The following is a 26,138-nucleotide window of genomic DNA, read 5'->3' as shown; positions in this document are numbered from 1 at the left end:
ACAATGTGTCAGCTCTTTTCGCGCGACAATGGCTTGCCGAGCAGGCGCTTCACATGGAAGTCGAGCCGCGGATAATTGCGCAATTCGCGCACCGCGCGATCGCGCAAGGCGTAGGGCCATCCGCGCCAGCTCAGGGCTGCGCTAACGTCGATCAGCGGCACGCGCGTGACGCCGAAGCGGCGCTTGTAGCCGTAATTGCCGACAGAGAAGTCGAACTCGCGCACGCCGTCTTTGTGCAGGGCTGCCATGGTGCGCTCGATGATCAGCCGGCCCGGCGAACAGCTCGACCATTTCTCGCCGGCATTGCTGATGCGGATCATCACATAACGTGAGCCGGTCCTGATGCCGAGCAGCGTCGCCACGATTTCGTCGCCGGCTGCGAGCGAGGAGACCAGCGCATAGCCGTTGCCGACGCCGTCGCGCACCAGGTTGCGATAGAACGCTGCGCAGGTTTCGTCGTCGAGGATGTAGTTCAGTCCTAGGCTTCGCATCCGTGTGCCCTGCTGAACCTCGGTGATCGAGAGAATCCGCAGCGCCTCGTCGGTATCGGTGACGATCGCAAAGGACGCAGCCGGATCGCGCGTGAACACGCGCCAACTCCGTTCCAGCTCCTTGCGCACGGTTCTTCCCAGCGAGTAGCGCCAGGCGTCGTAATCCTCGCCTGTCGTGACGAGATTGCCGTTGAGCGAGCACGCTCCGGCAGCGTCGAGCAATGCAATAGGATTGGGCCCACCGTCGAGGTCGACAGGCACCTTGCGAAGGCGGATGAGATCGGCCGCGTCGGGCATCCGGTACAGCGCCGACAACAGGCTGCGCCACAGCGCGCGCGCTGCCCCGGCATCGCGGGGCGCCGCGCTGCCCAGGATCGGCGCGTTGTAGTCGGTCAAATCGAGATCGGCGAATTCGACAATGGCGATCTTGCCTTGCTGTCGGCGGATCAACGGCAGCAGCACCACCGGCTCGCCGGTCGATGCATCCGTGACGATCGCGATCAACGGCGCCACGCCCTCGGCCGCGGCGAAGGCGGCGTACCAAGCCGCGTACCATTGCGGGTGCTGGAACGGCGTCGAGGGGCTGATGTCGTGCCAGCGCGCGACGGCCTGCTGCCAGTCGCGCACCAGTTCGACGCAGAATCCGGCCGCTTGGCTTGTTGCGTGCGTCGCCAATTGCCCCGCACTGGTCGTCAGCACCGTCATCGGCGTTGCGATCTATGCCGCCTTCGGCAGATCGACGATCTTGCCGGGTTCGTCAGCATCGAGGCGGAAATCGATCGCGCGGCGGGCGCTCCGCTCGCGCTTGACCCACCTGCTGTCGCGCACCAGCTTCTGCAGCACCTTCTTGGCGAAGAAGGACGGTCCGCGCAGATTGCGACTCTTCGGCGTGTAGCCGAAGCGATGGCGCAGCAGGCCGTTGGCGAGATGAATGATCTGGGCGCGACGGATGTCGTCGTTACCGTAGGACACCGTCATGGAGATGTTGACGGTGCCGAGATTCTCGACGCGGTGCGGCGCGTTCAGCGGCCAGTTCAGCATCTGTCCGGGCTCGAGGTCGAACACCTGCGCATGCGCGTCGTACCAGGGCGCGTAGGGCAGATCGACTTCGACATCGAACAGCGCGATGTCCTCGAGGTGCTCCGGCTTGAGGAACGGCGGCGTGTTCGGATAGACATAGACCCGCTTGCGGCCGGCGATCTGGATCAGACCCTGCCCCGGCAAATCGGCATGATAATAGACCTGCGCGTCCGGCGAAGAGACCAGAATGCCGGCCTGGTGGTTCGGCACCACGAATCCCGGAACCTGGGCCGCGATCTCCTCGAACATCCGGTCGATCAGCTTGCGGTAACGGCTATCGACCGCGCCGACATCGCGCATGTTGAGCCAGAGCCCGCCGCGAGAAATCGCTTCGATGACTTGGCGGCCGGAGAGGTTACCGATATCGCCCTCGCGCCACACCCGGCTGGATCCCTTGGCTCCAGTCTTCACCAGGCTGTAGTGCTCGCGCGGATAGCTCTCGATCAGTTGCGCGAGTTCGTCCATCGAGAACGCGGGCGATTTGTGCATCTCGTGTTCGAGCCGGATCGGCTGATGGCTCCAAAGCTCGGAATGCGTCTCATCCCAGGTGCTGAAGATCTTGCCCGTCATCGCCGCTCCTGCTGACTTCCTGTTGCCTGGCGCACCGCCTATTCCGGCTGTTCCGAAATCGCGGCTTGGCGCCATTGCGTGACCGCCCGGTGTCCCGTTATGAGACGGCCGGACGACCTTTACGGTCAGAATGGCAAGAACGATGCCGGGCGGACGCTGCCGCTTACCGGAAGCTAATGTCTGGCAGCTATAGCTAACGCCGACAGTACCTGGAACCCCACCGCCGCACGATGACTGGAGAAACTCGATATCGGGCGCTGTTTCTCGGCGCCGGACCGCAGATGCATTGCGGCATCGGCCAGTTCACCCGGCTGTTGCAGGAGGCGATCGAAAGGCTCGAGCCCGGAGCCAGCGCGACGTTAACCCTGACGCGCAGCGAGGGTTCGCTCGCCGATATCTGGCGCGCGGTCGGCACGGCACAAAGCATGGTCTGCAACTTCCCGATCGTGGCCTGGAAACGTGTGATCTTCGTGCCGCTCGCGGCGCTGGCGATCGGCTGGCTACGCCGGCGCAAAATTGTCCTGATTCAACATGAATGGGGAGGGCTGCATTGGCTGCGCCGCATCACCTACATTCCGGCGCTGCTGCTGGCCGATACCATCGTCATGTTCTCGCCGCTGGTCCGGCGCGAGCTGGCCGATGATCGCCTGCTCGGCTGGACCGCGAGAAAAAGCGTGCTGGCACCGCTGCCACCAAACATCGAAGCGCCGGCAGGCATCGAGGACTCGAAATTGCGCCACCGCCTCATCGCCGCCAAAGGCGACGGGCGGCTCTTGATCGGTCATTTCGGATCGATCTATCCGAGCAAGCAACCTAATGCGCTGCTCGAGATCGGTGCCATCCTGAAGCAACGCGGCGTCAAGCCGCTGCTCGTCTATATCGGCTCCTTCATTCGCGGCGTCGACAAGGTCGAGGACGAGTTTCATGCGCGCGCGCGCGAACTCGGCATTGCCGAGGACGTAATCGTCTCCGGCTTCGTCGCCTCCGATCACGAGGTGTTCGGCCTGTTCAGCGAGATCGACGTATTCTGCTATCCACTTGACGAAGGGATCACCGCGCGGCGCTCCAGCATTCTCACCTGCGTGCAATCCGGCCGTCCGCTGATCGTCGCCGGCCCCGTGCTTCCGGAAGAGTTCGACCATCATCCGCGGTTCAAGGAATTGATCAGCCGCGGTGCCATCGTGCTGGTCGCGCGCGGCTCGGACAACGAGGCTTATGCCGACCGTATTGCCGCGGTGGTGAAGCGGCCGCCGGTGCCGTTGCCGTTCGATTTCGACGGCTGGTGGAAGGACGTCGCCGAAACGGTGCGGGCGCAATTGTGAGACGCGTTCCCCGGACGCAGCGCAGTGCGCCGCCTTTGCAGCGTAGTGCGCTGCAGATCCGGGGTCCATAAAGCTGCGGCTAGAGTGGGTCCCGGCTCTGCGGAGCAGCCGCCATAGCGCGTCGAAGACGCGCGTAAACGCGCTTAAGGAGCGCTGCACCGCGTCCGGGACACGCCATCGTCAGGCTCTTGCCCGGAACCGCGCCAGATAGTGCAGGCCGAATACCGCCATCAGGAATGTGAACCACAGCGGATCGGCACGGTCCAGGAAGAAGCTTTCCATCGCCGACAGGTAGAGCCCGAACAGCCAGATCCGCAGCAGCATCATGGCGAGCGGACCGTTGTTGCCGCCCTCGTCAGCCCGTTGAAAATTCCTCAACGGCAGGATCACCAACACCAGGATCAGCAAGAGAAGCCCGGGAACGCCCATGCCCAGCGCCGTATCGAGATAGCCATTGTGGCTGTGGGAGGCGAAGCTGGCCCACTCCTTGCCTTCGGGAAGATTCTGAATGGCGCTGCTGCCCCAGAAGGACGCAAAGCCGTAGCCGGTGAGCAATCGTGCCTGTAGCGACTGCAACGCGAACGCCCAGATGTCGGTGCGGCCGGTGAATGTCGAATCGAACGGCAGCAGCTTGGAAATCCCGGCGAGACTCTCTGACATCACCGAGCCGATGCTCAACAGGTTCAGCAACAGCAAGGGCGTCAGCCATATTACCGCGCGAAGCCGGAATGAGCGGATGAAGGAGCTGACCGACGTCAACAATAGCACGGCAAAGCACAGCGTCAGCGAGCTCTTTCCGGCCGAATACACCAGGAACAGCGAGGTGAGCGCGATGATCGCACCCCCCGATAGCCATAGGCCGCAGCGCATGATGTAGATGCCGAGAAACAGCACCATCACCATGATGCCGGCGGCCTGGTTCTTGTGACCGAAGGCGCCGCGCCAGTTGCCGGCAAGTCCCGGCTCCTGCGGGTCGGTCGCCAAGTGAATCGAAAGATCCGGGGCGAGCAATAGTCCGAGATAGCAGACCGCCAACAATGTGAGCGCCGCGATCGTGAACCAATGCGTCAATTCCTGCTGCGACCTCGGCAGCAGCATCAGTGCGGCGGTCACCGCGACAACGCAGATCGTCAGCGAAAGACGCCTGATCGACGTTGCCGGATCGAACGACAACACGACGCTCACCAGCACCCAGGCGCCGAACAGGACAAACGCCGGCGACAACAATGTCGCCAATCCCCGCGCGTCATTTCGCATCGCGAGCGCGACCGTCAGCACGCTGAGCGCACCGAACATCGCATAGGTCGCCAGCTCGTTTCCGGTGCCGACGTCGCCGATCTGCATGTCGCCGAGGCTGACGAACGGATGCAGCGAGATCCAGCCAAGCAGCAGCGTGCCGACAAAGGTCGCGCCGCGAACGATATCCATCACCTGCTGGCGCTCTATCCCGGCGGCGACGTTGCGAATTTCGGATGCGTCGATGAGCTGGCTCATGCGACGATCTTCGACGCCTTGTAGGGCTGCGGCTCGAGGCCGAACGCGACCAGCACGCTGCCAATCGCCACCGTGACGGGATGCAGGGCAATGGTCCACTCACGCTCGGTGAGGACCGCGTACACGGCATGGCCGAGTGAAAGCGGCAAGGCAGCCAGCAGTTTGGCGGTCAGCTTCGCCCGCAACCGGAATGTCGGCGTCGCCTTGCGCTGGACGTGATAATTGATCGCCCCGATCCGCAGGCCCCGCATCGCCAGCCATTTCAGGCTGGTCCGGCTTTGCGGCACGGTCTCGCTGATCGCGGCTTCGGCCGCCCAATGAAACCGCAAGCCGAGCCTTTTACAGCGGTAGAAGAAATCGGTGTCTCCGCCGCCGAGAAAATTGAAACGGAGGTCGAACGCCGGCATGCCCAACCGATCAAACACCGCGCGCCGGATCAGGCAGTTGCCGCAGCCATAGATCACCGGCACTGGACCTGAGGCGTCGTAGGCCGGTGCAAACGCGGGATGGCGCCGTAGCCCACGCTTCCGTTCGTCATCGAATTCAGGAAATACCGGACCGCCGACGATGTCGGCGCCGGTCGCCTCCGCAGTCCCGACCATCTGCTCCAGCCAATCCGGCGAAGCGATTTCGTCATCGTCGATCATCAGGAAGCTGGTGGCCAGCGGGAACATCTGCAGTGCCGTCTCGAAGGCGGCATTGATCGCATAGCAATTTCCCTGCCGCGGCTCGATCACGCAGAGCCCCGAGAATTTCCCCGAAGCGAGGTATTCGACGGCAACCGGCACGCTCTCGCTCCTCGATGCATCGTTCTCCACCATCACGACGGCGAAGCGGCGGCTGGTGCGCTGAACGGCGAGCGACTGCAACGTCCGGCGCAGGTACTTGGGGCGACGAAAACAGGGGATGCACACGACCGTTTCGATTCCTGGATCGAGCGCCGGTGAAGCAGCCACCAGCGCGCGCAGAGCCCTAGCCGCCGGATCAGGCCGGTCCATCCTGATATCGCCGATCGAGCTCTCTGCCATGAAAGTCTGGTCGTTCACGAATATGTCTCATCGTCCCGAAACGGGATTGCCGGATTAATTCCGGGACACTTCCGTCTCGATAAAGCCGCTCGCTCGGGGATTATCCCGTCCTTGCGGACGTAACGCGCACGGTGGTGCAAAAACCGATCCGGCAGCGAAACGTGAGGCACTGAATTCTGGCGACGGTTAATGGATGGGGTTAATCCGCGCTGAACGAACGTCGAGTGCAGATCAGCGGCTGAACAGTTTTCGGAACAGTCTTTGCGAGTTCGGAAACTGGCCGTTGTCGATCTGGGTGGGCCACGCCCCGTTGACGTCGAAATAGGCGGCGTAGGCAATCCTGTCTTCGTTCTTCATGAACCAGTGGTGCATCTGCTGAATGAAGAACGGATTGTCGCCGAAATTGCCCACGCCCCATTCGGGATAGCTCATGCGCTTGCCGTGCAGACGCGCAAACTCTCGGTGCCATTCGAGTCCGAATGGCACCTTAATGTAAAAATTAGTCCAGCGCTCCTCGGCGGAGCCCTCCTGCTTGAAGTCGTAGACGTCGAGACCGATGTAGTCGACGACATCGTCACCGGGATAGCTCGCATCCGCCGGCATGTCCTGCGGCCCCCATCCCGGACACCAATCGAACTTGAAGCCAGTGGAGTGGCGGCGGAATATCTCCACGACGCGGCGGAACGCCTTGATGTAATCGGCTTCATGCCCCTTCGCGAACCACGCCATTTCCGCCAGGTTCATTTCCCAGCCGAGCCGGATGATCGCCTGGGGATGCGCTTCTGAAATCGCCCGGGCCGCCGCTTCGAATTCGGCATCGTGCAGCCCATCGGCAACGTCGGCGAGAGGCGTCCCTTTCATGGTCAGCGGGATCGACCAGACCACGTTGCGCGCAGGGTTGAGCTTCTTCCAGACGCCGGGAACCCAACTCACTTTGGAGAAGTCCTCCCAGGTCGTCTGTCCATAGAAGTCGACGCCGAGCACCGAGGACGGCTTCTGCTTCAGCCATTTTTCCCACGCCTGCAGCGTATGCTCGCGTCCCACGGGCCCCCAATTAACGAAGGCGCCTGCGAACTTCGATGGAGTGGACGTGGCGCGCGAGGCGGCATTGCTGTCGACGTGCGCCAACAGCAGCACGGTCAGCACGAAGGCCGCCAGAAACAGCACCAGCCGCTTTAGGCCGTGTTTCTTGCGCCGCCTGGGCTCAGTTCGAAACATCGCCTGCCCTCGTGTGCTTTCTGGCAAAGACGGCCGTGACAGCGTTAACGCACCGCAGGAAGCGGTTGCGATGATGAACTCTCGCCGTCGCAAAAGGATACAAACCGAACAAGGCGGCTGTCCCATAAAGAACAGGAGCCTCGCAGGGCCCACTTCGCGGAAAGAGATTTTGTCGAAAAAAATATAACCAAACGCTCATCGGCAATCCATTCGCCGAAAAGGCCGGCGATCTCGGTGACGGGCTTTGCAATATCCAGTCCACTACGGGCGCATGCACGAACGGCGCGTCTGAAATGGTTACTGCGCAGCGAGATCCGCAGCGGCGTGTCGCAAATGCGGACAGCGCGGACAGATCGGATGTGCCCAAAATTCCCAGCCTCGTCGTTTATCCGCAAGAGACGCCGGAAACCACCGGGTTAACCACGCTGATGCGCCGCAAGACATGCAGCGCCGGTTCGGCACCGATCTTGCTCCAATGGGCACCGCGGGAGGTTTGCGCCGGTTGGCGGCGAGCCTCCGGCAGATCGTCGAGATGAACTGTGCCGTGTCGTTAACCCTGAACCCATTGCCGAAGTAATGCTCAGCCAAACGTTCCATTATTCGGTTGCGAGCGTCGTATCGGCCGCTGTCGGCTTGCTGAGTGCGGTCGTATTCACGCGCCTGCTCTCTCCGGACGAATATGGCGTCTATGTCGTCGGCCTGAGCACCGCCGGCATCGTCTCGGCACTGCTGTTCACGTGGGTTCGCGTCGCCGCGCTGCGTTTTCAGTCGGAGGGCGGTGCGGTCGACGTCAGGAAGACCGTTTTTCTCGCCTACCTCATCTCCGCCCTCGCCGCGCCGATCGCACTCCTGGTTGCCACGCTGACGACGTCGGTCTCGCTGGAACGAAATATCGCCGCCATCTTCTTTGCGCTGGGGCTCGGCCTGTTTGAACTCGGGCAGGAACTGCTCAAGGCACGGCTGCAATCGCTTGCGTTCATGACGGCGTCGATCATCCGCGCCTGCCTGGCTTTCACGCTGTGTCTGGCCGCGGCGCTTCTAGGCGGCGGCGGACTGTGCCAACTCGCGATGGTAGCCATCACCTATTTCGTCACGACGACACTGTTTGCGAGTACGATCCTGCGGTCGCCCGTTGCGGGACCAAAAATTTCCGATCTGCGGACGTTTGCGGCCTTCGGCATTCCGATCACGCTATCCGGCATCGTCTTTGCGATTCATGCCGCGCTCGACCGGATGCTGGTGTTTCATTTCATGGGCGACCATGCGGCAGGCCAGTACGGCGCTTCCGCCGACCTCGTCCGACAGATCATTCTTATTCCTGCGGTCAGCATCGCGTCGGCGACGATCCCGCTGGCGGTGCGCGCCTACGTCAACGGCGGCGCCCGCGAGGCGCGGCCGCATCTGGAGTTCAGCCTCGAAATCCTCTTGGCCGCCGTCCTGCCTGCGGTCGTAGGCGTGGCATTGACGAGCAGCCATATCGCCGGCGTGATCCTCGGCAGCGAGTTCAGGGAGACCGCGGCGCAGATCATGCCGATCCTGGCGTTCGCCTGGCTGTTCCAGTCATTCTCCCAGTCCTACATTCACGCGAGCTTTCATCTTGCCAAGACGCCGTTCATGATGACGATGCAAAGCATCGCGATGCTGATCGCGAACTTGCTGGTCATGCCGGTTCTGCTTGCCAGATTTGGCCTGATTGGCGCGGCGGCGAGCCTTGTCATCGTCGAAGCATTTGGCGCGGGTTTCGGCTGGTATCTCACCCGAAAGGCGTTTCCGCTTCCCTTCAACGCATTCCAGGTCATGCGCATCGTCTCGGCGACGGCAATCATGGCGCTGGTTCTGGCGTTCCTCAAGCCGTCGCTTCCGATCGGCGTGGTCTCGTTTGGCGTGCTAGCCGCCACCGGCTGCCTCGTGTACGTCGTTGCCGCTTTCGCGTTCGACATCGCGGGCTTGCGGAAGGCCGTCATCGCCTACGGCGCGTATCGCAAGCTCTGGCCGGCCAGCAAATCGACGCGTGAAGGACACGCCCTTCCGGTCTCGCCGATCACCGCCCCGTCCACGGGACTCCCCAGCATGTCGATCAGAAAGCCATGATGCGGCTCGCCAGCAAAAGCCCGGTCGCTGCAACCGACAATCGACATGTCGTCTGCCGGACCAATCCGGTGTCGCTGTCGGACTTTACCGACAAGCGGCGCGAGGCAACACGACCGGTCGCGTTCCGGGGCGCGAATTTCGACCGGGACTTCGACAGCAATACGCTGTTCTACGATGCGGTGCAGGTCAGCCAATCAAAGATTGCGCTGTTTGCACCGCCCTTCTTCAACCTCGCGCGCGAAGTCGCGACGACAACCTTTATCAGCGGCGCCGGGACCTCCAAGGCGCGGACAAGGCGCCTCGACCGTCACGCCCAGTTGTGGCTGGACATTCCCGAGAACGTCGGCCCGGTCCAGGCGTTGGGCGAACTGGGCAGCTTCGCGTTCTCGGTATCGCCCAACGAGTCGAAGATGTTCCGCGATTGCCGCGTCATCTTCACGATGTCGAAGGACAATCCGATCGAATGGATCCTCGATTGGGTAAGGTTCAACCGCGACATTCACGGCGCGGATGCCGTCCTCATCTACGATAACGGCTCCAGCGCCTACGACAGCGCCACCTTGAGCGCGGCGCTTCGATCGATCACGGGCATCCGATGCTCGGTCGTGATGGAGTGGCCCTTCAAATACGGCCCGCAGGGCGCCAATAGCTGGGATCACTGGGATTCCGATTTCTGCCAATTGGGGGCCTGGGAGCACGCAAGATGGCGGTTCCTGCGACATGCCCGAAGCGCCATGAACTCCGACATCGACGAGTTGGTACTCTCGAAGACCGGCAGGTCGGTGTTCGAAGCCGCCGAACAATCGTGGACCGGCCTTGTTCGTTATCGGGGACGATGGATCATCGGCATCGACCACGGTCTTCGCGGCGACACGCGCGTTCCGCATCGCCACGCCGACTTCTCGATCTTCATGCCGCCGAAATACGAAGTCTCACGGCTGGTGATGCGACGAGACGCCAACGCGTGCCTGCCGAAATGGACGGTGGTTCCCGGCCGGTGTCCGACGCATGCGCAATGGCACGTCCATTCGATCTTCTCCTGGTGGGCCTCGTATTTCTGCACCAAGGACTTTTCGTTCCGGCATTTTCGCGAGATCGGCAGCAACTGGAAATATCAACGCACCAACCGCGTGCCGTTCGATCCTTCGATTCACAAGGCGGACAAGACATTGTTGCAAGCGTTTCAGCGGGTGGATTGGGAAAACTAGAATGAACAGGGCACCGCCCACGTCGGAATGGATGAAGTCGATGAACGAGGCAGTCACGATCGGCCACGCGCCGGCGACAGCAGTTTCTCCGCAAGCCGTACACCATCCGCAGGCGCTTCTCGAGCTGGTGCATGGCGAGGCGCGGCAGAGCCTGCTCACGGTTCACGCCATCCTCGAAGCGACGCTGCCCGAAAGCGAACTCTCGATTTACGAAGCCGGCGGCGGCTCGACCAGCTTCCTGCCGCTCAAGGTGCTGCATCGCGCCCACGTCACCGTGGTCGATATCGACGAGGACCAGATCCGGAACAACGACTACGCCCAGCGGGCGATCCTTGGCGACATCCAGACCCATCGCTTCCGGCCCAACAGCTTCGACCTGGTGATCTGCTACAATGTCATCGAGCACCTGCCCGATGTCGAAGCCGCATTGCTGCGCTTCTACGAAGCGCTGAAGCCGAACGGACTGATCCTGATCGGCGCGCCCAATCCGCGTTCGCTGTCCGGCTTCGTCACCAAATACTCACCGCACTGGTTCCATGTCTGGTTCTACCGCCATGTCCGCGGCGACAAGAAAGCCGGCCTGCCCGGCCACGCACCGTTCCCAACGCTGTTCCATCCGCTGGTCACGCTTTCCAACCTGGAAGCATTCGCCGAACAGCACGGCCTGCAGATGATCTATCGCAAGCAATATGAGAGCCCGCGCTATCCGGAGATGCGGCTGCGCATGCCCGCGTTCGCTGCGCTGGTCGATGCCGCCGCGCGCGCGATGAACTTTCTCCTGCCCGGCCGCACCGACGTGCGGAACGGCGACTACCACGTGATCCTGCGAAAGCGCTGAACCATGAACGCGATGTGGTCAGAGGCAAGGGCAAAGGTCGGCCACCGGCTGGCGATGCATTTGCACGTCGATCGGTTCCGGCTGCGTAACAGCACGCCGATGGTCAGTTTTACCTTCGACGATCTGCCAAAGAGCGCGGTGACGACCGGCGCTGCGATGCTCGAAGCGCATGGCGCGCGGGGAACGTTCTATGTCTCGGGCAGCCTGGTCGGCGCCGCCGCGCCGGACTGGGTCGCGGGCGATGGCGAGGATGTGGTCTCGCTTCACCGCACGGGTCACGAGATCGGCTGCCACACGTTTTCGCATCAACGCGCCTGCGACCTCGACGAGGCCGCGATGCGGCAAGAAATCATGCGCAACCGCGCTTACCTTCGCGCGCTCGATCCTTCGATACGGATCGATAGTTTTGCCTATCCGTTCGGATATGGCTCCTACGCCCGAAAAGCTCAGCTCAGGAAGGAGTTCCAGACCTGCCGCAGCATCGTCCAGGGCGTCAATAGCGGCAGCGTCGATCTGCAGTTCCTGCGCGCGATGCCGCTGATCGATCGCGAGATGGATCGCGACGGGATAGACCGCGCGTTCGAGGACGCGCAAACCAATAATGGATGGTTAATTTTCTACGGCCACGACGTCATCGACCGTCCGAGCCCCTATGGCTGCTCGCCTGCCCTGCTCGAGCATGCGCTCGCAGCGGCATCGCGGCGGAAAATTCCGATCCTCACCGTGGCGGAGGCGATGCGATGCGCCCGCGGTTAAACGCTTTGTTTGCCATTTCGGTGAATAGTCCCTCGGTGAGTATGGTTAATTTTCCCTGTTGCGTTTTTTCAGCGCTTTTTTCCGGCGCGCCCGGCGTGACCCGAAGAGTAACCCCTCAGCCGATGCGTGCGGCAGTTCGAATGGATGCTGGGGTCGATGCTTATCTATGACCAGCCGATACGGCCTGACGCCAGGCCCGCCGCGGCGACCGCGCCGGCTGGCTTCAGCGTGCTCGATCTGGCCCAGCTCCTGTGGCAACGGAAGGCTGCGATCGCATCAGCGGCGCTGATCTCCGCCTGCATCGCCGTTGCGGTCGGCAAGAGCCTGACGCCGAAATATACCGCCTCCACCCAGCTCTACATCGACCCCCGCGAACTGCAGTTGGTCGATCGCGAATTGACGCCCCGCGCCCAGGATATTTCCGGCCTCGCGATGGTCGTGGAGAGCCAGGCGCGCGTCATCACCTCGAACAACGTGCTGCTGCAGGTGATCCGCGACACCAATCTGGAAAAGGATCCGGAGTTCGGCGGCGGCGCCGCCAAGGGCCTTCTCGGATCGCTGCTCGGCCTGTTCGGGATCGAGCTGCGCCCGACCGCCGAGCAGCAGAAGCAAATCCAGATGAGCGCGCTGGAAGCGCTCAATCGCCACATCAACGTCAAGAAGACCGACCGCACCTTCATCGTCGATATCGACGTCTGGTCGTACGAGCCCGCCAAGGCGGCGATGCTCGCCAACGCGATCTCGAAAGCCTATTTGGCCGAATCCAAGCAGTCGCAGGCGGCCGCGGCGCGGCGCGCGACCAGCGACCTTTCCGGCCGGCTGAAGGAACTGCAGGAACGGCTTCGCAATGCCGAGAACACGCTCGCGGTCTACAAGGCGCAGAATAATTTCGTCGGCACCCAGGACACGCTGATCAGCGACCAGCAGCTCTCCGCCAGCAACCAGCGGCTCGCGGCGGCGCGCGCGCTGACGCTCGACGCGCAGGCCAAATTCGCTCAGATCGAGGCCAACCGCAAGGTGTCGGCCGACGCCGGCGCCATTCCCGAGGCGCTGCAGTCGGCGACCATCGCCAATCTGCGCGCGCAATATGCCGAGGCGCGAAAGCGCCAGGCGGAATTGCAGGGTGAGCTGGGACCGCGTCACCCGGCGCTGCGCCAGATGGCGCAGCAGGTGCAGGACCTGCGCCGCGCCATCAATGAAGAGGTCGAGCGCTTCGCGCAGGCCGCGAGGAACGACCTGATCCGGGCCCGTGACTACGAAGCCTCGCTCAACAAGGCGCTGGAAGCCCAGAAGCGCCAGAGCGTCCAGATGAGCCAGGCCTCGGTGCGCCTGCGCGAACTCGAACGCGAGGTCGAGGCGAGCCGCGACGTCTATCAGTCGTTCCTGAAGCGATCGCGCGAGACCGAGGAGCAGGAGAGCCTGAACACCTCGAACGCGCGCATCATCGGCGAGGCCACCGTGCCGCAGCGGCGCACCTTCCCGCCGGCCATGAGCCTGCTCGCGATGATCGGCTTTGTTCTGGGCGGGCTCGCAGCCGCCGGCTGGATCGTCGCGGCCAACCAGTTGATGCCGGGCACGAGTCCGTTTCAGCCCCGGGACAAGGCGCCATCGGAAGCTACCAAAGAGCCCGCCGCGCCTGAGGCTGCCAGGGACCCGCCTGCCGCCGAACTCCGAGCGCAACCCGCAGTCAGCCTGATCGAAAAGCCGCTGATTGCACGGCTGCAGGAAGCCGACCTAATGCGCACGCTCAGTGGCATCCTTGCGACTGATGGCACCGCCGACGTCACGCGCTTCGGATGGCCGACGCTGCGCGCCGGCCTTCCGTTGATGACCGTCCTCAATGCCATGCGCGAGATGCGCGCAGCGCTGGCCAGGCGCGCCGAGCAAACGCCGCCCGTGATGGCCGTGATCGGCGCGGGTGCGGATCAGGACCGCAGCATCGCCGCGCTGAACATTGCGCTCGCTGCGGCGCGCGACGGCGCCAAGGTGCTGTTGATCGATGCCGACCTCACGCAGCGCGCGCTGTCGGACAAGGTGAGCCACTTGGCCAAGAGCGAGCCCAACCGTTTCGGCTGGCTCAACATCGGCGCCAAGACACCCCGCGCGATCCAGACTGCCAACGGAATTTCGATCCTGCCGGCCATCAAGGCTACGGACGCGAAGGCCGGCGACGCCATTCGAAAGGCGATTGCGCAGGCCCGTTCCACCGATGGCCATGACCTTGTGATTCTCGACGGGCCGGCGATGCCGTGGAGCCCAACCGACCGCAAACTCCTGGATATGGCCGAGGGACTGGTTGCGATCCTGCCGGTGCACCTCGACATCAACGACAGCATGGAAGACATCATCGCAGCCCTCGGCGGAGCCGAGCGCAAGCTGGTCGGTGTCGTCCTCAGCGAAGTCAACCCGACAGCCGCCGGCGAGCAGCGGGACAAGCAATATGCGTGAGCGCCGCGCAAATCCCGTCGGGCGAGCCGCCACGGCCAGCATACCGCGCATCACGCTCGGCGGGCTGCGGCTTGCTGTGCTGGATCTCGAGCAGACCGCGGACTTCATGGTCGACATGGTATTCCCGCAACGCCGCATCAATCGTCCGCTCTATCTGACCTCGGCCAATGGCGAGGTGCTGGCGCGTTGCTCGACCGAGCCGATGACCGACCGGCTGTTCCGGGCCGCCGATCTGATCAATGCCGACGGCCAACCGCTGGTGACGTTGTCGCGGCTGAAATCAAGGACGCCGCTGCCCGAGCGTGTCGCGACCACTGACTTGTTCCACGTCGTCGCCCGCAAGGCACAGGCGGCCGGCCTGACCTTCTACCTGTTCGGCGCGGACGAGACTGAGAATGCCGCCGCGGTCGCCAGCGTTCGCAGGCAATATCCCGATCTCAAGATCGTCGGCCATTGCCACGGCTATCTCCGGGGCGAGACGCTGCGCGCCAAGGTCGCCGAAATCAACGCGCTGGCGCCGGACTATCTCTGGGTCGCGCTCGGCGTTCCCTATGAACAGGCTTTCGTCGAGGAATTCGCGCCCGCCCTCTCCAATGTCGGCGTCATCAAGACGGCTGGTGGACTATTCAATTTCCTGTCAGGCAGCCGCACCCGCGCGCCGCTGTGGATGCAGCATGCGGGCCTCGAATGGGCTTGGCGCATCTGGCTGGAGCCGCGCCGCCTGTTCTGGCGCTATTTGACCACCAATCCGCGCGCGCTTTATCTGTTGCTGAACAGGAGCCGATCGAGAAACATCGGCGGGACACAAAAGCGATGAGCAGCCGTCCAGCCATTCTCGTCACCGGCGGTGCGGGCTATATCGGCTCGCATTGCTGCCGGGCGTTGGATAACGCGGGCTACCAGCCCATTGTCTACGACAATCTTTCGACCGGCCATCACAGCTTCGCCGCGGGCACGCTGGTGGTCGGCGACATCGCCGACAGGACGACGCTGGCGCGGACCTTTGCCGAGCATGACATTGTGGCGGTTATGCACTTCGCTGCGTCGAGCCTGGTCGGCGAATCCGTTGCCGATCCGCAGAAATACTACGTCAACAATCTGGCCGGCACGCTGTCGCTGCTCGAGACCATGCGCGCGGCCGGCTGCAACCGCCTGGTGTTTTCATCGACCGGCGCGGTCTATGGCAACGCCGACAGCAAGGCGCTGCGCGAGGACTATCCCTGCGCGCCGATCAACCCCTACGGCGCCTCGAAATGGATGATCGAGCGCGTGCTGTGGGATTATCGCATAGCCTATGGCTTCGGCTCGTTCGCGCTGCGCTACTTCAACGCCGCTGGCGCCGACCCTGCCGGCGGCATCGGCGAATTGCGCGAGGTGGAAACCCACCTCATCCCCCGCGCCATGATGGCGCTGCAGGGACATGTGCCTGATTTCGCCGTGTTCGGCGACGACTACGACACGCCCGACGGAACGGCGATCCGCGACTACATCCATGTGACCGATCTGGCGGCTGCCCACGTACTTGCGCTCGAGCTTCTGCTGCAGGGGCATACCGGCGGCGCCTTCAATCTCGGCACCGGCAACGGCTTTTCGGTGCGCGAAATCCTCGCGGCGATCGCCGCCGAGACCGGCCGCGAAGTCCCGCATGTCGTCAAGCCCCGCCGACCAGGCGATCCGACCTATCTGGTCGCCGATCCCTCCGCCGCACGCACGACATTGAACTTCCGTCCCGCCCATTCGGATCTGGCCACGATCATCCGTACCGCCTGGGCGTGGCACAGGAAGGCTCACCCGCTGAAGACGGGTGCGCCTGGTCGCGATTGAGGCGGGATTACGCCCGGGCCGCTTGAACCTCGGCGATCCCGATGCGGCGGCACCCCCACCCGTAGCTGATGCTCCGCATCCGGAGGCCGCCTATGCCTCCCCCGCAAGCGCAGGGGAATCGCATGTTGGATGTTGCAACCTGTTGCAAAGTGAGAAGAAAATGATTCTGAAGGTTGCTCCAGATTCGGATGGAGCGGCCAATGAATCGATTTGCCGAGTGCTTTGACGATCTCCCGGACCCGCGGGCCGACAACGCGCTGCATGACCTGACGGAGATCTTGTTCATCGCGCTGATGGCGACGTTGTGTGGGGCAACGAGTTGCACCGACATGGCGCTGTTTGCCCGGATGAAGGCCTATCTTTGGCGGGATGTGCTGGTGCTCGAGCACGGCCTGCCGAGCCACGACACCTTCAGTCGGGTGTTCCGGATGCTCGATCCGAAGGCATTTGAAGCCGCGTTTCAGAAGTTCATGAAGGCCTTTGCTCAAGGTGCGAAGATCAAGCGGCCGCGCGGGGTGATTGCGCTCGACGGCAAAGCCTTGCGGCGCGGCTATGAGCGCGGCAAGAGCCACATGCCGCCGGTCATGGTAACGGCCTGGGCGGAGCAGACGCGCATGGCGCTCGCCAACGTGCTGGCACCGAACAACAACGAAGCCGACGGCGCCTTGCAGTTGCTTGAACTTCTGCAGCTCAAGGGCTGCGTGGTCACGGCCGACGCCCTGCATTGCCACCGTGCGATGGCCAAGCAGATCGTGGAGCGGGGCGGCGACTATGTGCTGGCGGTGAAGGCAAACCAGCCTGCTCTGTTGGAGGATGCCAAAGCCGCAATCCGCGCCGTCAAACGCGCGGGCAAGACATCGCTCACCACTACCGATGCGCAGCACGGGCGCAACGAGAAGCGCGTCGCGCTGGTTGCGCCGGTTCCCGGCATGGCCAAGAAACACAACTTCCCCGGCCTCAAAGCTGTCGCTCGCATCACCAGCAAGCGTGGCCAGGACGACACGGTCGAGCGCTACTTCCTGATGAGCCGTCTCTACAGCCGAAAAGAGGTTTTGCGCATCGTCCGCGCCCATTGGTCCATCGAAAACGGCCTTCACTGGCCGCTCGACGTTACCCTCGACGAGGACCTTGCCCGCAATCGCAAGGACAACGGACCGGTCAATCTGGCCGTACTCAGGCGCACGGCCCTCAACGTCGCCAGGGCCCATCCAGATACATCGGTCTCCTTGCGCGGTAAGCTCAAGCGCGCCGGATGGAACGATGCCTTCCTCTTCGAACTCCTCGGCCACATGCGATAGCCCTGCCCGCAAGCGGGAGAGGGAGTCCGACACGCCGTGCGGCAATCGCTCAACTACTACAGCGGCTTGATCTGCACTTTGCGGAATTTAACGACTCCGGAACCGTACTGCAGCGCGAACGGGCCGCTGGCGTGTTTTGAGTCCTGAACATCAACGGTCTTCTGGCCGTTCAGCACGACGACGAGCTGCGGCCCCTTGGCCGTGATTTCGTAGGTGTTCCACTTGCCGCCAGCCTTCGGCATCGGGTCGACCCGGGCCACATCGACAATCGCGCCGGTGCCGTAGGTCGGATCGGGCCGTTTGTCGAAGATGTTAATCTCATAGCAAATCTTGGCATCGATTTTTGCCGACTGGTCGCAGCGAATAAAAATTCCGCTGTTGGCGTCATCGTCGGCCCAGAACTCGACCTTCATCTCGAAATCCTTGTAGGAGGCCTTGCTGACGAGATACGAGGGATCCTTGCCCTCAGTGATCTTGTCCGCGACCAGCGCGCCGTCCTTCATCGCCCAATTGGCTTTGCCGACCTCGGTCCAGTCGCCCATCTTGGTGCCGTCGACAAGCGTCACCCAGCCATCGCTCTGGCCGGACGCCACGCTGGAAAATTGAACGGCGGCCGCGCCCATCAACAGGCCGGCGGCAAGTCTCGACAAATGCTTCATGAACATAGCCTCCCATGCTGCTCTTGGTTGGGCGGCAACCTAGCACCACAAGGCCGGGCGGAAATCCCCTTTTTCATGCTGCAGTTGCGTCATACGCATCGTGCGTATCGCAGCCGGTCACACATGCATGTGCGCGCCTTGTCCCAAGAGAACGGGAGCGGCTAGCGTGGATGGACCACAGACATGAGCCTCGGCCCACGAGTCGATCGGCAACCATTTTGGGTGCGGGGCGTTTTTATGTCCTGAACTATCTAAGGGATGTAGAACATGGCTGTTACCGCGCAGATCAAGGAACACATGGACGTCATCTCGTCGGACAGGAAGACGGTCGGAAAAGTCGATCATCTCGAAGGACCCGACAAGATCAAGCTGACCAAGCAGAGTTCGCCTGATGGTGAGCATCACCACTTCATTCCGGTGTCATGGGTCGATTACGTCGATCAGCACGTGCATCTCAATAAATCGGGCGCGGATGTGACCGTGCACTGGCAGCACGGCCGGCAGTGACCGGCTAACACGCATTGCGCCGCGTGCGGATGTGGATATCATCTGATGACAGGAGATGAGATGCATCCGGCGGCACGATTGCAGTTCGAACGCTTGATCGGCGAGTATGCACGCTGGCGGGCTGTTCCCGAAACCGAACGATCGCCCGCCCCGGCATGGTGGTGGGGACCGGCGATGGAGTTGCGTAGCGCGCCGCAATCCCTTCCAGCGGAATGGTGTGCCGAGCTTGGCCTGCCCAACCAGGCGACATATGCCGCCGCGGCAGAACTCCTCCTCAAAGCCATCGCGGGACAGACGACCCTGCCCTGGCCGGACGACTTTCCTCGCAAGGCTTCGGACACCAAGGCTTCGGACACCAAGCTCGCGCGTGAGTTGCACCCGCAGCCGTCAGACGACAGTGCGTTCCAACCCTGACCCGGCTTCCGGCTGCAGCGGCGGCGAGGCGAGCCGCGGTTCGGCCCGAAGCAAATCGGCCATCTGGTTTGCAGGTAGCGGTTTCGAGAACAGGAAGCCTTGCATCTCGTCGCAGGCGTGATTGCGCAGGAACGCCTCCTGCTCAACGGTCTCGACGCCCTCCGCAATGACGGTCATGCCAAGCGCCTTGCCCATGCTGATGATCGCCTGCGCAATGGCCTGGTCTTCGGAATCGACAGGCAGGTCGCGAATGAAAGAGCGATCGATCTTGATCGTATCGATCGGGAACTGCTTCATCAGCGACATCGACGAATAGCCGGTTCCGAAATCGTCGATCGCAAGGCGAATGCCGCGGCTTTGGATCGCGTCGAGCACCTTGATCGCGCGCGAGACATTCCGCATCACCATGCTTTCGGTGACTTCAAGCTGCAGCAGTACCGGCGACATGCCGCTTGCCAACAACGCCTCGTCGACGTCGTGCAACAGATGCGGATCGGCGAATTGACGCGGCGACAGGTTGACCGCCATCGTTACCGGCCGCAGGCCACGGCGCTGCCAGGCCATGTTCTGTGCGCAGGCTTCCTTGAGCACCCAGCAGCCGATCGGAACGATCAGGCCGGTTTCTTCGGCGAGCGGAATGAATTGTCCCGGGGAGACCGTGCCGAGCTCGGGGTGTACCCAGCGCAGTAGCGCCTCGACGCCGGTGATCTGGCCGCTCACCATGTCGATCTTCGGCTGATAATGCAGCGAGAACTGGTCGCGCTCCAGAGCGCGGCGAAGCGCGCTCTCCAGCGTCAGCCGCTCGATCGATTGCGTCTTGATCTCCTTGGTAAAGAAGCGGAAGCCGTTCTTGCCGTCCTCCTTGGCGAGATACATCGCCATATCGGCGTTCTTGGTCAGCGTCTGCATGTCGGTGCCGTCGGACGGGTACATCGCGATCCCGATCGAGGCGGTGGTGTGGCATTCGTGACCGCTGAGCTGCAGCGGCTGGCCCAGTACGGAGAGGAGCTCGCCGGCTATGCGCTCCACCTCGTGGCGCTCGGCCGCCTCCTCCAGAATGACCACGAACTCGTCTCCGCCGAGCCGCGCCACGACATCGCTCGAGCGCAGCGCGCGGCGCAGCCTGTTGCCGATTTCCACCAGCAGCATGTCGCCGGCGTCGTGCCCCAGCGAATCGTTGATGACCTTGAACCTGTCGAGGTCGATGAACAGCAGCGCAAACTCCCGCTGGCAGCGCGCGGCGGCGTCGATCGCGCGGCGAAGCATGCCGTTGAACATTTCCCGGTTCGGCAGGTTGGTCAGACTATCGTGCGACGCCAGGTACTCGATCCGCTCGTCCGCGCGGGTCTTTTCATCCGCGCGGTCGAAATTCTCCAGCGCAAAGGACACGTTGTCGACGAGCCGCTGCAACAACTCGGCAAATTCGGGCGTGAACGTATCCTTCTCGCGCGACATGAACGACATCACGCCGACGGCTTTCCCATGCACCAGCAGGGGGAACGAAGCGCCGGAATTCGTACCATCAAGACGCGCTCTGTGGTGAAACGCCTCGGCATTGGGATCCGCGAGGTAATCGTTGATGATGCAGGCACGCTGCGAACGGATCGCCTGACCGCACAGCCCACGTCCCTCCGGGTGCGCCTCACTGGCCGATAGCTTTGCCAGACGTGCGCTGAGGGCAGTCGGACCCGCGGCAGCGACAACGTCGAGATAATCGCTGTCGGGCTTCGTCAACACGATAGAGGTCAAGGTGAACTTGCCGCCGTCGGCCGCGGCCTCGCACACCAGGTCGAACAGTTCAGCCCGCGACGTCGCGCGAATGATCGCCTCATTGGTCGCGCTCAGCGCCGCCAGCATGCGCGTCAACCGCTCCTTCTGGATTTCGGTCCTCGCCTTGTCGTCGGCACGGTCGAAATTCTCCAGCGCGAAAGATACGTTGTCGGCCAATCGCTGCAGCAGTTCGACGAATTCGGGAGTGAAGGTGTCCTTATCCAAGGACATGTAAATCATGACGCCAACTGGCTCGTCATGCACCAAAAGGGGAAAGGCGGCGCCCGACTGAGCGCCATAGCTACCTACGACGGCTTGGAAGGCGGCAACGCGCGGGTCGCCAACATAATCATTGGTGATGCATGGACGCCTGGTTCGGAACGCCGTTCCGCTGAGCCCACGTCCCTCGGGACGGCTTTCATCCGTCGACAACCTGACGTGCCGCGTCGCCTCGGCTGCCGGGCCGGAGGCGGCCACGATCCTGAGAAGGTCGCTGGCCGGGGTTGCCAGCGCAATGGTGGCCGACGTGAACCTGCCGCCATTTGCGGCAGCTTCGCACACGAGATCAAAGAGCTCCGTGCGGGACTTGGCCCGCATGATGGCTTCGTTGGTCCTGCTCAAAGCAGCGAACATCCGCGTCAGGCGCTCTTTCTGACTTTCGGTCCTCGCCTTCTCGTCCGCACGGTCGAAATTTTCCAGCGCGAACGACACATTCTCCGTGAGCCGCTGCAGCAGTTCGGCAAATTCGGGCGTGAACGTGTCTTTCTCGGACGAAATGAAGAACATCACGCCAACGGGCTGACCGGAAACGAGCAGCGGAAATGCAGCGCCCGACATAGCACCGTCGCTGTGAATGAACTGACGAAATGCCGATCCTCGCGGATCGGCCCGAAAGTCGTTTGCGATGCAAGCTTGCCTGGAGCGGAACGCATTACCGCAGAGACCGCGCCCTTCAGGCAGATCCGCGTTGGTCGAGACCTTGACCCGCCGCATGTTGGTTGCCGTCGGCCCTGCCACCGCCACCAGATCGATGTCGTAGCTGTCGGGGCGGGCCAACAGGATACTGGTCGAGTTGAACCGCCCACCGTTCGCGGCAGCTTCGCACACCAGTTCGAACAGCTCTGCCCGCGACGTCGCACGGACGATCGCTTCGTTGGTGGCGCTGAGCGCCGCCAGCATGCGCCCCAGACGTTGCTTCTGGGCGTCGGCCCGCGCCTTCTCGCTGGCGCGCTCGAAGTTTTCCAGCGCGAAGGAGACGTTTTCCGCAATCCGCGCCATCAGCGCGACGATCTCTTCATCCTCCGCCCACAACTTTCCGACGAAAAATAGCAGCACGCCGATACTCTCATCCGCCCTGATCAGGGGAGCGGCGACGCAGGCGGTAACGCCCGTCTCGCGGGCGGCCGGATGCCAGGGCTGCCCCTGTGTCGAATTGAGGATGTCGTTGTTGACGGCCGGCCGTTGTGTTCGGAATGCCTTGCCGCAGACGCCCGTTCCGTACGGGTTGCCCGCGTCGATCGAGAACGGCGCTCGCATGATCTGTTCGACGATTGCGCCTGTGCCGGCGGCCGGCTTCAGCCAGATCGAGTCCGGCTCTGCAAGCAGGACCACTGTGGCCGCGGATTTGCCGCTGTATACCGCGGCGTCGCAAACGCGCTGATAGAGATCCTGTTCGGTCTTGGCGCGAAGAATGGCTTCGTTGGTCGCGCTGATGGCGCCGAACATCCGGTTCAACCGCCGCATCGCACGCTCGCCGTTCTTGCGCGCGGCTTCATGGTCGAAATTGTCGAGCGCAAACGAAATGTTTGCCGACGCACGCTCCAGCATCGATACGAGCTGCCCGTCGATCGAGTGCGCCTCGCGGTGCGAAACCAATAGCACTCCGACGCTTCGGCCATTGCAGATCAACGGCAGCGCCGCCGCGGCGCGCACCTGGTTGGCCTTGGCGCCCTCGCGCCAAGCCAGCGAGCGCGGATCGTTCAGGAAATCATTGCTGACGCATGCCCGCCGGTCGCGAAACGCCTGTCCGGCAACCCCGGACCCCTCTGGCGTACCGGCCACGATCGAAATGTCGATGCTGCGAAGGCGGGGCACGTCATCGCCGCAGCCGGCGGCGAAGCGCAGGAGATTGGTTTCCCTCTCCAGCAGGAAGACCGAGACAGCCAGGAAGTCGCCGACCGAGAACGCGGCTTCGCAAACCTTCGCATACAGTTCTTCGGGCGATTTGGCGTACAGAATCGCTTCGTTGGTCGCATTCAACGCCGCGAGCGTGCGCGCGATGTCGGTCTTCACCGTCCCCAAGCTCCCTGCCGGCAGCACCGGGCTGCCCCTTGCGGATTTTATGCGTGCAACAGGCCTAAATGCTCGTTATTGGCGGCCGTGAGTTGCGATTCAGAGTAAATGTCGGACCAACGGTGAACGACGCCGCTCCGGAGAACTACGGCCCATTCACGATTTGTCAGCCATACCGCTGGCGCGCGCCGGCCGGGATGCGGGATCTGCTGCGAGCAATTTTCGAATTTTGCGGGATGAAAGTCCTGATACGTGAGGGCCGTGCTGACGGCATGGCTAACAGGATATTTCCACGCTTGCCCTGCCGCGCGCGCTTTGAGAGCATGCCGGTACCAAACACGACCCGCGGTTCGCGCGGGCGCTCAAGGTGAGGAAACTACCATGCCGATGGTCCAGGCCGACCGTCTCACGCGAATCGGCGCGGCCCTGCTTAGGGCTGCCGGCGCAACCGAGGAGGAGGCCAGTGCGGTCGCCGTCGGCTGCGTCAACGCCAATCTCGCCGGTCACGATTCGCACGGGGTGATCGCGATCCCGACCTATATCGACCGCATCAAGGCCGGCCATATCGTGCCCGGCGCCAAATGGACCATCGTCCAGGAATCGCCGACCACGACCGTGATCGACGGCCATTGGGGGTTCGGCTTTCACGTCAACGCCAAGGCGATGGCGCTGACGATCGAGAAGGCGAAAACCGCCAATGTCGCCGCCTGCACAGTGTTCCGGCAAAGCCATGTCGGGCGTCTCGCCGCCTATCCACTGATGGCGATGCGGGCCGGCATGATCGGGATTGCGGCTGCCGATTCCGGCCGCTCGCCGAAACATGTCGCGCCGTTCGGCGGCCGCGAGGCAAGGCTCGGCACCAACCCGATCTCGATTGCGGTGCCGTCGGATCTTGAGGCACCGTTCTATCTTGACATGGCGACCTCGGCGGTTGCGGCCGGCAAGATCGCACTGTCGGTCGCGCGCGGCGAACAGATTCCGCAAGGCTGGATCATCGACGCCGAGGGACGGCACACCACCGACCCCATCCAGTATCGCAAGGGCGGCGCGCTGCTGCCGCTCGGCGGCAGCGAGGGCTACAAGGGAAGTGGGCTGGCAGCGATGGTGGAAGTGCTCTGCGGCCTGCTCACCGGCCTCGGTTTTGGCGTCGAGCCGACCGGCCGGCACAACGACGGATGTTTCATGGCGGTGTTTAATGTCGCAGCCTTCCGTCCCCTGAAGGATTTCGAGAAGGAGGTCGGCGAGTTCGCGCGTTATCTCAAATCGACGCCGCCGTCGGAAGGCTCGCCCGGCGTGTTCTATCCCGGCGAGATCGAACATATCCGCGAGCAGCAGCGCAGGCGCGACGGTGTCGAGGTCGAGGACGCCACCTGGGAGAAATTGAAGGCACTCGCTACCGACTACAAGCTCATCGCTGAGCTCGACCTGAAATGAAATCCGTACCAGTCCGCACAAGGAGAACGGCATGACACGGCAAATGGCGCTGGTGGGATTTTTGCAGGCGCAGAACTGCACCAACCTGCCGAGTTCATGGCGGCACCCGGAATCGCGCGACGATTCGATGTCGGCCGACTACTACCAGGAGATCGCCCGGATCCTCGAAGCCGGCAAGTTCCACATGGCGTTCTTCGACGACCGCCTGGCGATGCCGGACCGCTACGGCAACGACCACGCTCACACCGTCGAATACGGCATCCGCTGCGTGAAGATGGACCCGCTGATCGTGCTGACCACGATGGGTATGGTCACGACGAAGCTCGGTCTGGGGTCGACCTGCTCGACGACCTATTACGAGCCGTTCGATGTCGCCCGCCGCTTCGCTACCCTCGACCTGATGTCGGGCGGTCGCGCGGGCTGGAACGTCGTCACCTCGCTCAATGACGGCGAGGCCCGCAACATGGGCAAGGATGCCCATCTCGAACATGATTTCCGCTACGATCGCGCCGACGAGTTCATGGAAGTCGTGCTCGGCCATTGGGACACTTGGGAAGACGGCTCCTTGATCATGGACAAGAAGAGCGGCCGCTTCGCCGATCCAGCCAAGGTGAAGCGGCTCGACCACAAGGGACAATTCTTCAAGTCGCGCGGGCCGTTCACCGTGCCCCGCTCGCCGCAGGGCCATCCCGTCATCATCCAGGCCGGCGCGTCCGGTCGCGGCCAGCGGTTTGCCGGGCGATGGGGCGAGGTGATCTTCACCGCGGCGCGCAACGTGGCCGCGGCCAAGGAAGGCTATGCGGCGGTCCGCAACGAAGCGGCGAAGGCCGGCCGCGATCCCGATCAGATGTTCCTCTGCAACCTCACAACCCCCGTCTGTGGCGCAAGCAAGGCCGAGGACAAGATGGCTGTGATCAACAAGCTGCCGCTGGAGATCGATGCGCTGTCGCTGCTGGCAGAAGCGCTGAACTTCGACTTCGCCGCCAAGCCGCTCGATGAGCCGCTGACCACGGAAGAGCTCAAGAGCATGCAGGGCATCCTCGGCATTCGCGACGGCGTGCTGAAGGCATCGGGCAAGACCAACCCCAGCGCGCGCGACTTCGTCACCTTCTCCGGCCGCGGCCAGGTGCAGGACGCGATCGTCGGTGGCCCGAAGGAGATCGCGGACAAACTCGAAGAGATGTTCGTCGAGCGCGGCTGCGACGGCTTTGTCATCGCGGCCACTATCGTGCCGGGCTCCTACGCCGATTTCGTCAAGCATGTGGTGCCGGAATTGCAGCGCCGCGGCCTGTTTCACAAGGACTATGCCGGCAAGACCCTGCGCGACAATCTCGGCCTGAAGCGGCCTGCCGCCGGTGCCTGGAAAACCCGGCCGCAGGCCGCCGCCGAATAACAC

20 protein-coding genes are annotated in these 26,138 nt (G+C 62.9%); 13 read left to right on the top strand and 7 right to left on the bottom strand.

Annotated elements, in window-relative coordinates; genetic code table 11:
* Positions 1 to 8: 8 nt before the first annotated feature.
* On the bottom strand, positions 9 to 1,196 hold the full coding sequence (locus tag V1277_RS20065; RefSeq protein WP_334417786.1) for a GNAT family N-acetyltransferase: 1,188 nt from the start codon (positions 1,194 to 1,196) through the stop codon (positions 9 to 11).
* Between the two features lie 12 nt (positions 1,197 to 1,208).
* The gene (locus V1277_RS20060) at positions 1,209 to 2,141 is read right to left on the bottom strand and encodes a cupin-like domain-containing protein (RefSeq protein ID WP_334417785.1); all 933 of its coding nucleotides are present in this window, start codon (positions 2,139 to 2,141) and stop codon (positions 1,209 to 1,211) included.
* 230 nt (positions 2,142 to 2,371) lie between these two features.
* Between V1277_RS20060 and V1277_RS20055 the strand changes: the two genes are divergently transcribed.
* The gene (locus tag V1277_RS20055; protein ID WP_334417784.1) at positions 2,372 to 3,463 is read left to right on the top strand and encodes a glycosyltransferase; all 1,092 of its coding nucleotides are present in this window, start codon (positions 2,372 to 2,374) and stop codon (positions 3,461 to 3,463) included.
* Positions 3,464 to 3,643: 180 nt separating this feature from the next.
* On the opposite strand, the gene V1277_RS20050 is transcribed toward V1277_RS20055, so the two are convergent.
* From V1277_RS20050 to V1277_RS20040, 3 genes are all read right to left on the bottom strand, one after another.
* Positions 3,644 to 4,957, bottom strand: coding sequence for an O-antigen ligase family protein (locus V1277_RS20050; RefSeq protein WP_334417783.1), 1,314 nt, complete (start codon positions 4,955 to 4,957; stop codon positions 3,644 to 3,646).
* The gene (locus V1277_RS20045; protein ID WP_334420417.1) at positions 4,954 to 5,955 is read right to left on the bottom strand and encodes a glycosyltransferase family 2 protein; all 1,002 of its coding nucleotides are present in this window, start codon (positions 5,953 to 5,955) and stop codon (positions 4,954 to 4,956) included. The genes V1277_RS20050 and V1277_RS20045 overlap by 4 nt, the downstream gene beginning before the upstream one ends.
* Before the next feature lie 261 nt (positions 5,956 to 6,216).
* The gene (locus tag V1277_RS20040; RefSeq protein WP_334417782.1) at positions 6,217 to 7,203 is read right to left on the bottom strand and encodes a glycoside hydrolase family 26 protein; all 987 of its coding nucleotides are present in this window, start codon (positions 7,201 to 7,203) and stop codon (positions 6,217 to 6,219) included.
* 576 nt (positions 7,204 to 7,779) lie between these two features.
* Between V1277_RS20040 and V1277_RS20035 the strand changes: the two genes are divergently transcribed.
* The 8 genes from V1277_RS20035 to V1277_RS20000 all read left to right on the top strand — a co-directional run bounded on the left by V1277_RS20035 (position 7,780) and on the right by V1277_RS20000 (position 17,666).
* Positions 7,780 to 9,294 (top strand): lipopolysaccharide biosynthesis protein, encoded by a 1,515-nt coding sequence (locus V1277_RS20035; protein ID WP_334417781.1) that lies wholly within the window; start codon positions 7,780 to 7,782, stop codon positions 9,292 to 9,294.
* Positions 9,294 to 10,502, top strand: coding sequence for a hypothetical protein (locus V1277_RS20030; RefSeq protein WP_334417780.1), 1,209 nt, complete (start codon positions 9,294 to 9,296; stop codon positions 10,500 to 10,502). Before V1277_RS20035 ends, V1277_RS20030 begins: the two co-directional genes overlap by 1 nt.
* 40 nt (positions 10,503 to 10,542) lie before the next feature.
* On the top strand, positions 10,543 to 11,340 hold the full coding sequence (locus tag V1277_RS20025; RefSeq protein ID WP_442894588.1) for a class I SAM-dependent methyltransferase: 798 nt from the start codon (positions 10,543 to 10,545) through the stop codon (positions 11,338 to 11,340).
* Positions 11,341 to 11,343: 3 nt separating this feature from the next.
* Positions 11,344 to 12,096 (top strand): polysaccharide deacetylase family protein, encoded by a 753-nt coding sequence (locus tag V1277_RS20020; protein ID WP_334417778.1) that lies wholly within the window; start codon positions 11,344 to 11,346, stop codon positions 12,094 to 12,096.
* A 156-nt stretch (positions 12,097 to 12,252) separates the two neighbouring features.
* Positions 12,253 to 14,544, top strand: coding sequence for an exopolysaccharide transport family protein (locus tag V1277_RS20015; protein ID WP_334417777.1), 2,292 nt, complete (start codon positions 12,253 to 12,255; stop codon positions 14,542 to 14,544).
* Entirely contained in the window at positions 14,537 to 15,361 is an 825-nt protein-coding gene (locus V1277_RS20010; RefSeq protein WP_334417776.1) for a WecB/TagA/CpsF family glycosyltransferase, read from the top strand. Before V1277_RS20015 ends, V1277_RS20010 begins: the two co-directional genes overlap by 8 nt.
* On the top strand, positions 15,358 to 16,368 hold the full coding sequence (gene galE / locus V1277_RS20005; protein WP_334417775.1) for a UDP-glucose 4-epimerase GalE: 1,011 nt from the start codon (positions 15,358 to 15,360) through the stop codon (positions 16,366 to 16,368). The genes V1277_RS20010 and galE overlap by 4 nt, the downstream gene beginning before the upstream one ends.
* Positions 16,369 to 16,568: 200 nt before the next feature.
* Positions 16,569 to 17,666: an ISAs1 family transposase gene (locus V1277_RS20000; protein ID WP_334417542.1), complete on the top strand. Its 1,098-nt coding sequence runs from the start codon at positions 16,569 to 16,571 to the stop codon at positions 17,664 to 17,666.
* Positions 17,667 to 17,722: 56 nt separating this feature from the next.
* Here V1277_RS20000 and V1277_RS19995 read toward each other — a convergent pair whose 3' ends face one another.
* On the bottom strand, positions 17,723 to 18,325 hold the full coding sequence (locus tag V1277_RS19995) for a 3-keto-disaccharide hydrolase (RefSeq protein WP_334370272.1): 603 nt from the start codon (positions 18,323 to 18,325) through the stop codon (positions 17,723 to 17,725).
* A gap of 267 nt (positions 18,326 to 18,592) precedes the next feature.
* Between V1277_RS19995 and V1277_RS19990 the strand changes: the two genes are divergently transcribed.
* Together V1277_RS19990 and V1277_RS19985 are read left to right on the top strand one after the other, a co-directional pair.
* Positions 18,593 to 18,832, top strand: a complete 240-nt coding sequence (locus V1277_RS19990; RefSeq protein WP_334417774.1) for a DUF2171 domain-containing protein — start codon at positions 18,593 to 18,595, stop codon at positions 18,830 to 18,832.
* A gap of 60 nt (positions 18,833 to 18,892) precedes the next feature.
* On the top strand, positions 18,893 to 19,246 hold the full coding sequence (locus tag V1277_RS19985; protein WP_334376920.1) for a hypothetical protein: 354 nt from the start codon (positions 18,893 to 18,895) through the stop codon (positions 19,244 to 19,246).
* On the opposite strand, the gene V1277_RS19980 is transcribed toward V1277_RS19985, so the two are convergent.
* On the bottom strand, positions 19,220 to 23,308 hold the full coding sequence (locus tag V1277_RS19980) for a sensor domain-containing phosphodiesterase (RefSeq protein WP_334417773.1): 4,089 nt from the start codon (positions 23,306 to 23,308) through the stop codon (positions 19,220 to 19,222). The genes V1277_RS19985 and V1277_RS19980 overlap by 27 nt on opposite strands.
* A 381-nt stretch (positions 23,309 to 23,689) precedes the next feature.
* Here V1277_RS19980 and V1277_RS19975 point away from each other — a divergent pair, with 381 nt between their 5' ends.
* Both V1277_RS19975 and V1277_RS19970 read left to right on the top strand, forming a co-directional pair.
* Positions 23,690 to 24,742: an Ldh family oxidoreductase gene (locus V1277_RS19975; protein ID WP_334417772.1), complete on the top strand. Its 1,053-nt coding sequence runs from the start codon at positions 23,690 to 23,692 to the stop codon at positions 24,740 to 24,742.
* Between the two features lie 31 nt (positions 24,743 to 24,773).
* Positions 24,774 to 26,135 carry an LLM class flavin-dependent oxidoreductase gene (locus V1277_RS19970; RefSeq protein WP_334417771.1) on the top strand — a complete coding sequence of 454 codons (1,362 nt, stop codon included), beginning with the start codon at positions 24,774 to 24,776 and terminating at the stop codon, positions 26,133 to 26,135.
* The last annotated feature ends 3 nt before the right edge of the window (positions 26,136 to 26,138 follow it).

It is taken from the genome of Bradyrhizobium sp. AZCC 1588 (assembly GCF_036924735.1).
Taxonomy (GTDB): Bacteria; Pseudomonadota; Alphaproteobacteria; order Rhizobiales; family Xanthobacteraceae; genus Bradyrhizobium.
This window is presented reverse-complemented; position numbering and strand designations above follow the sequence as displayed.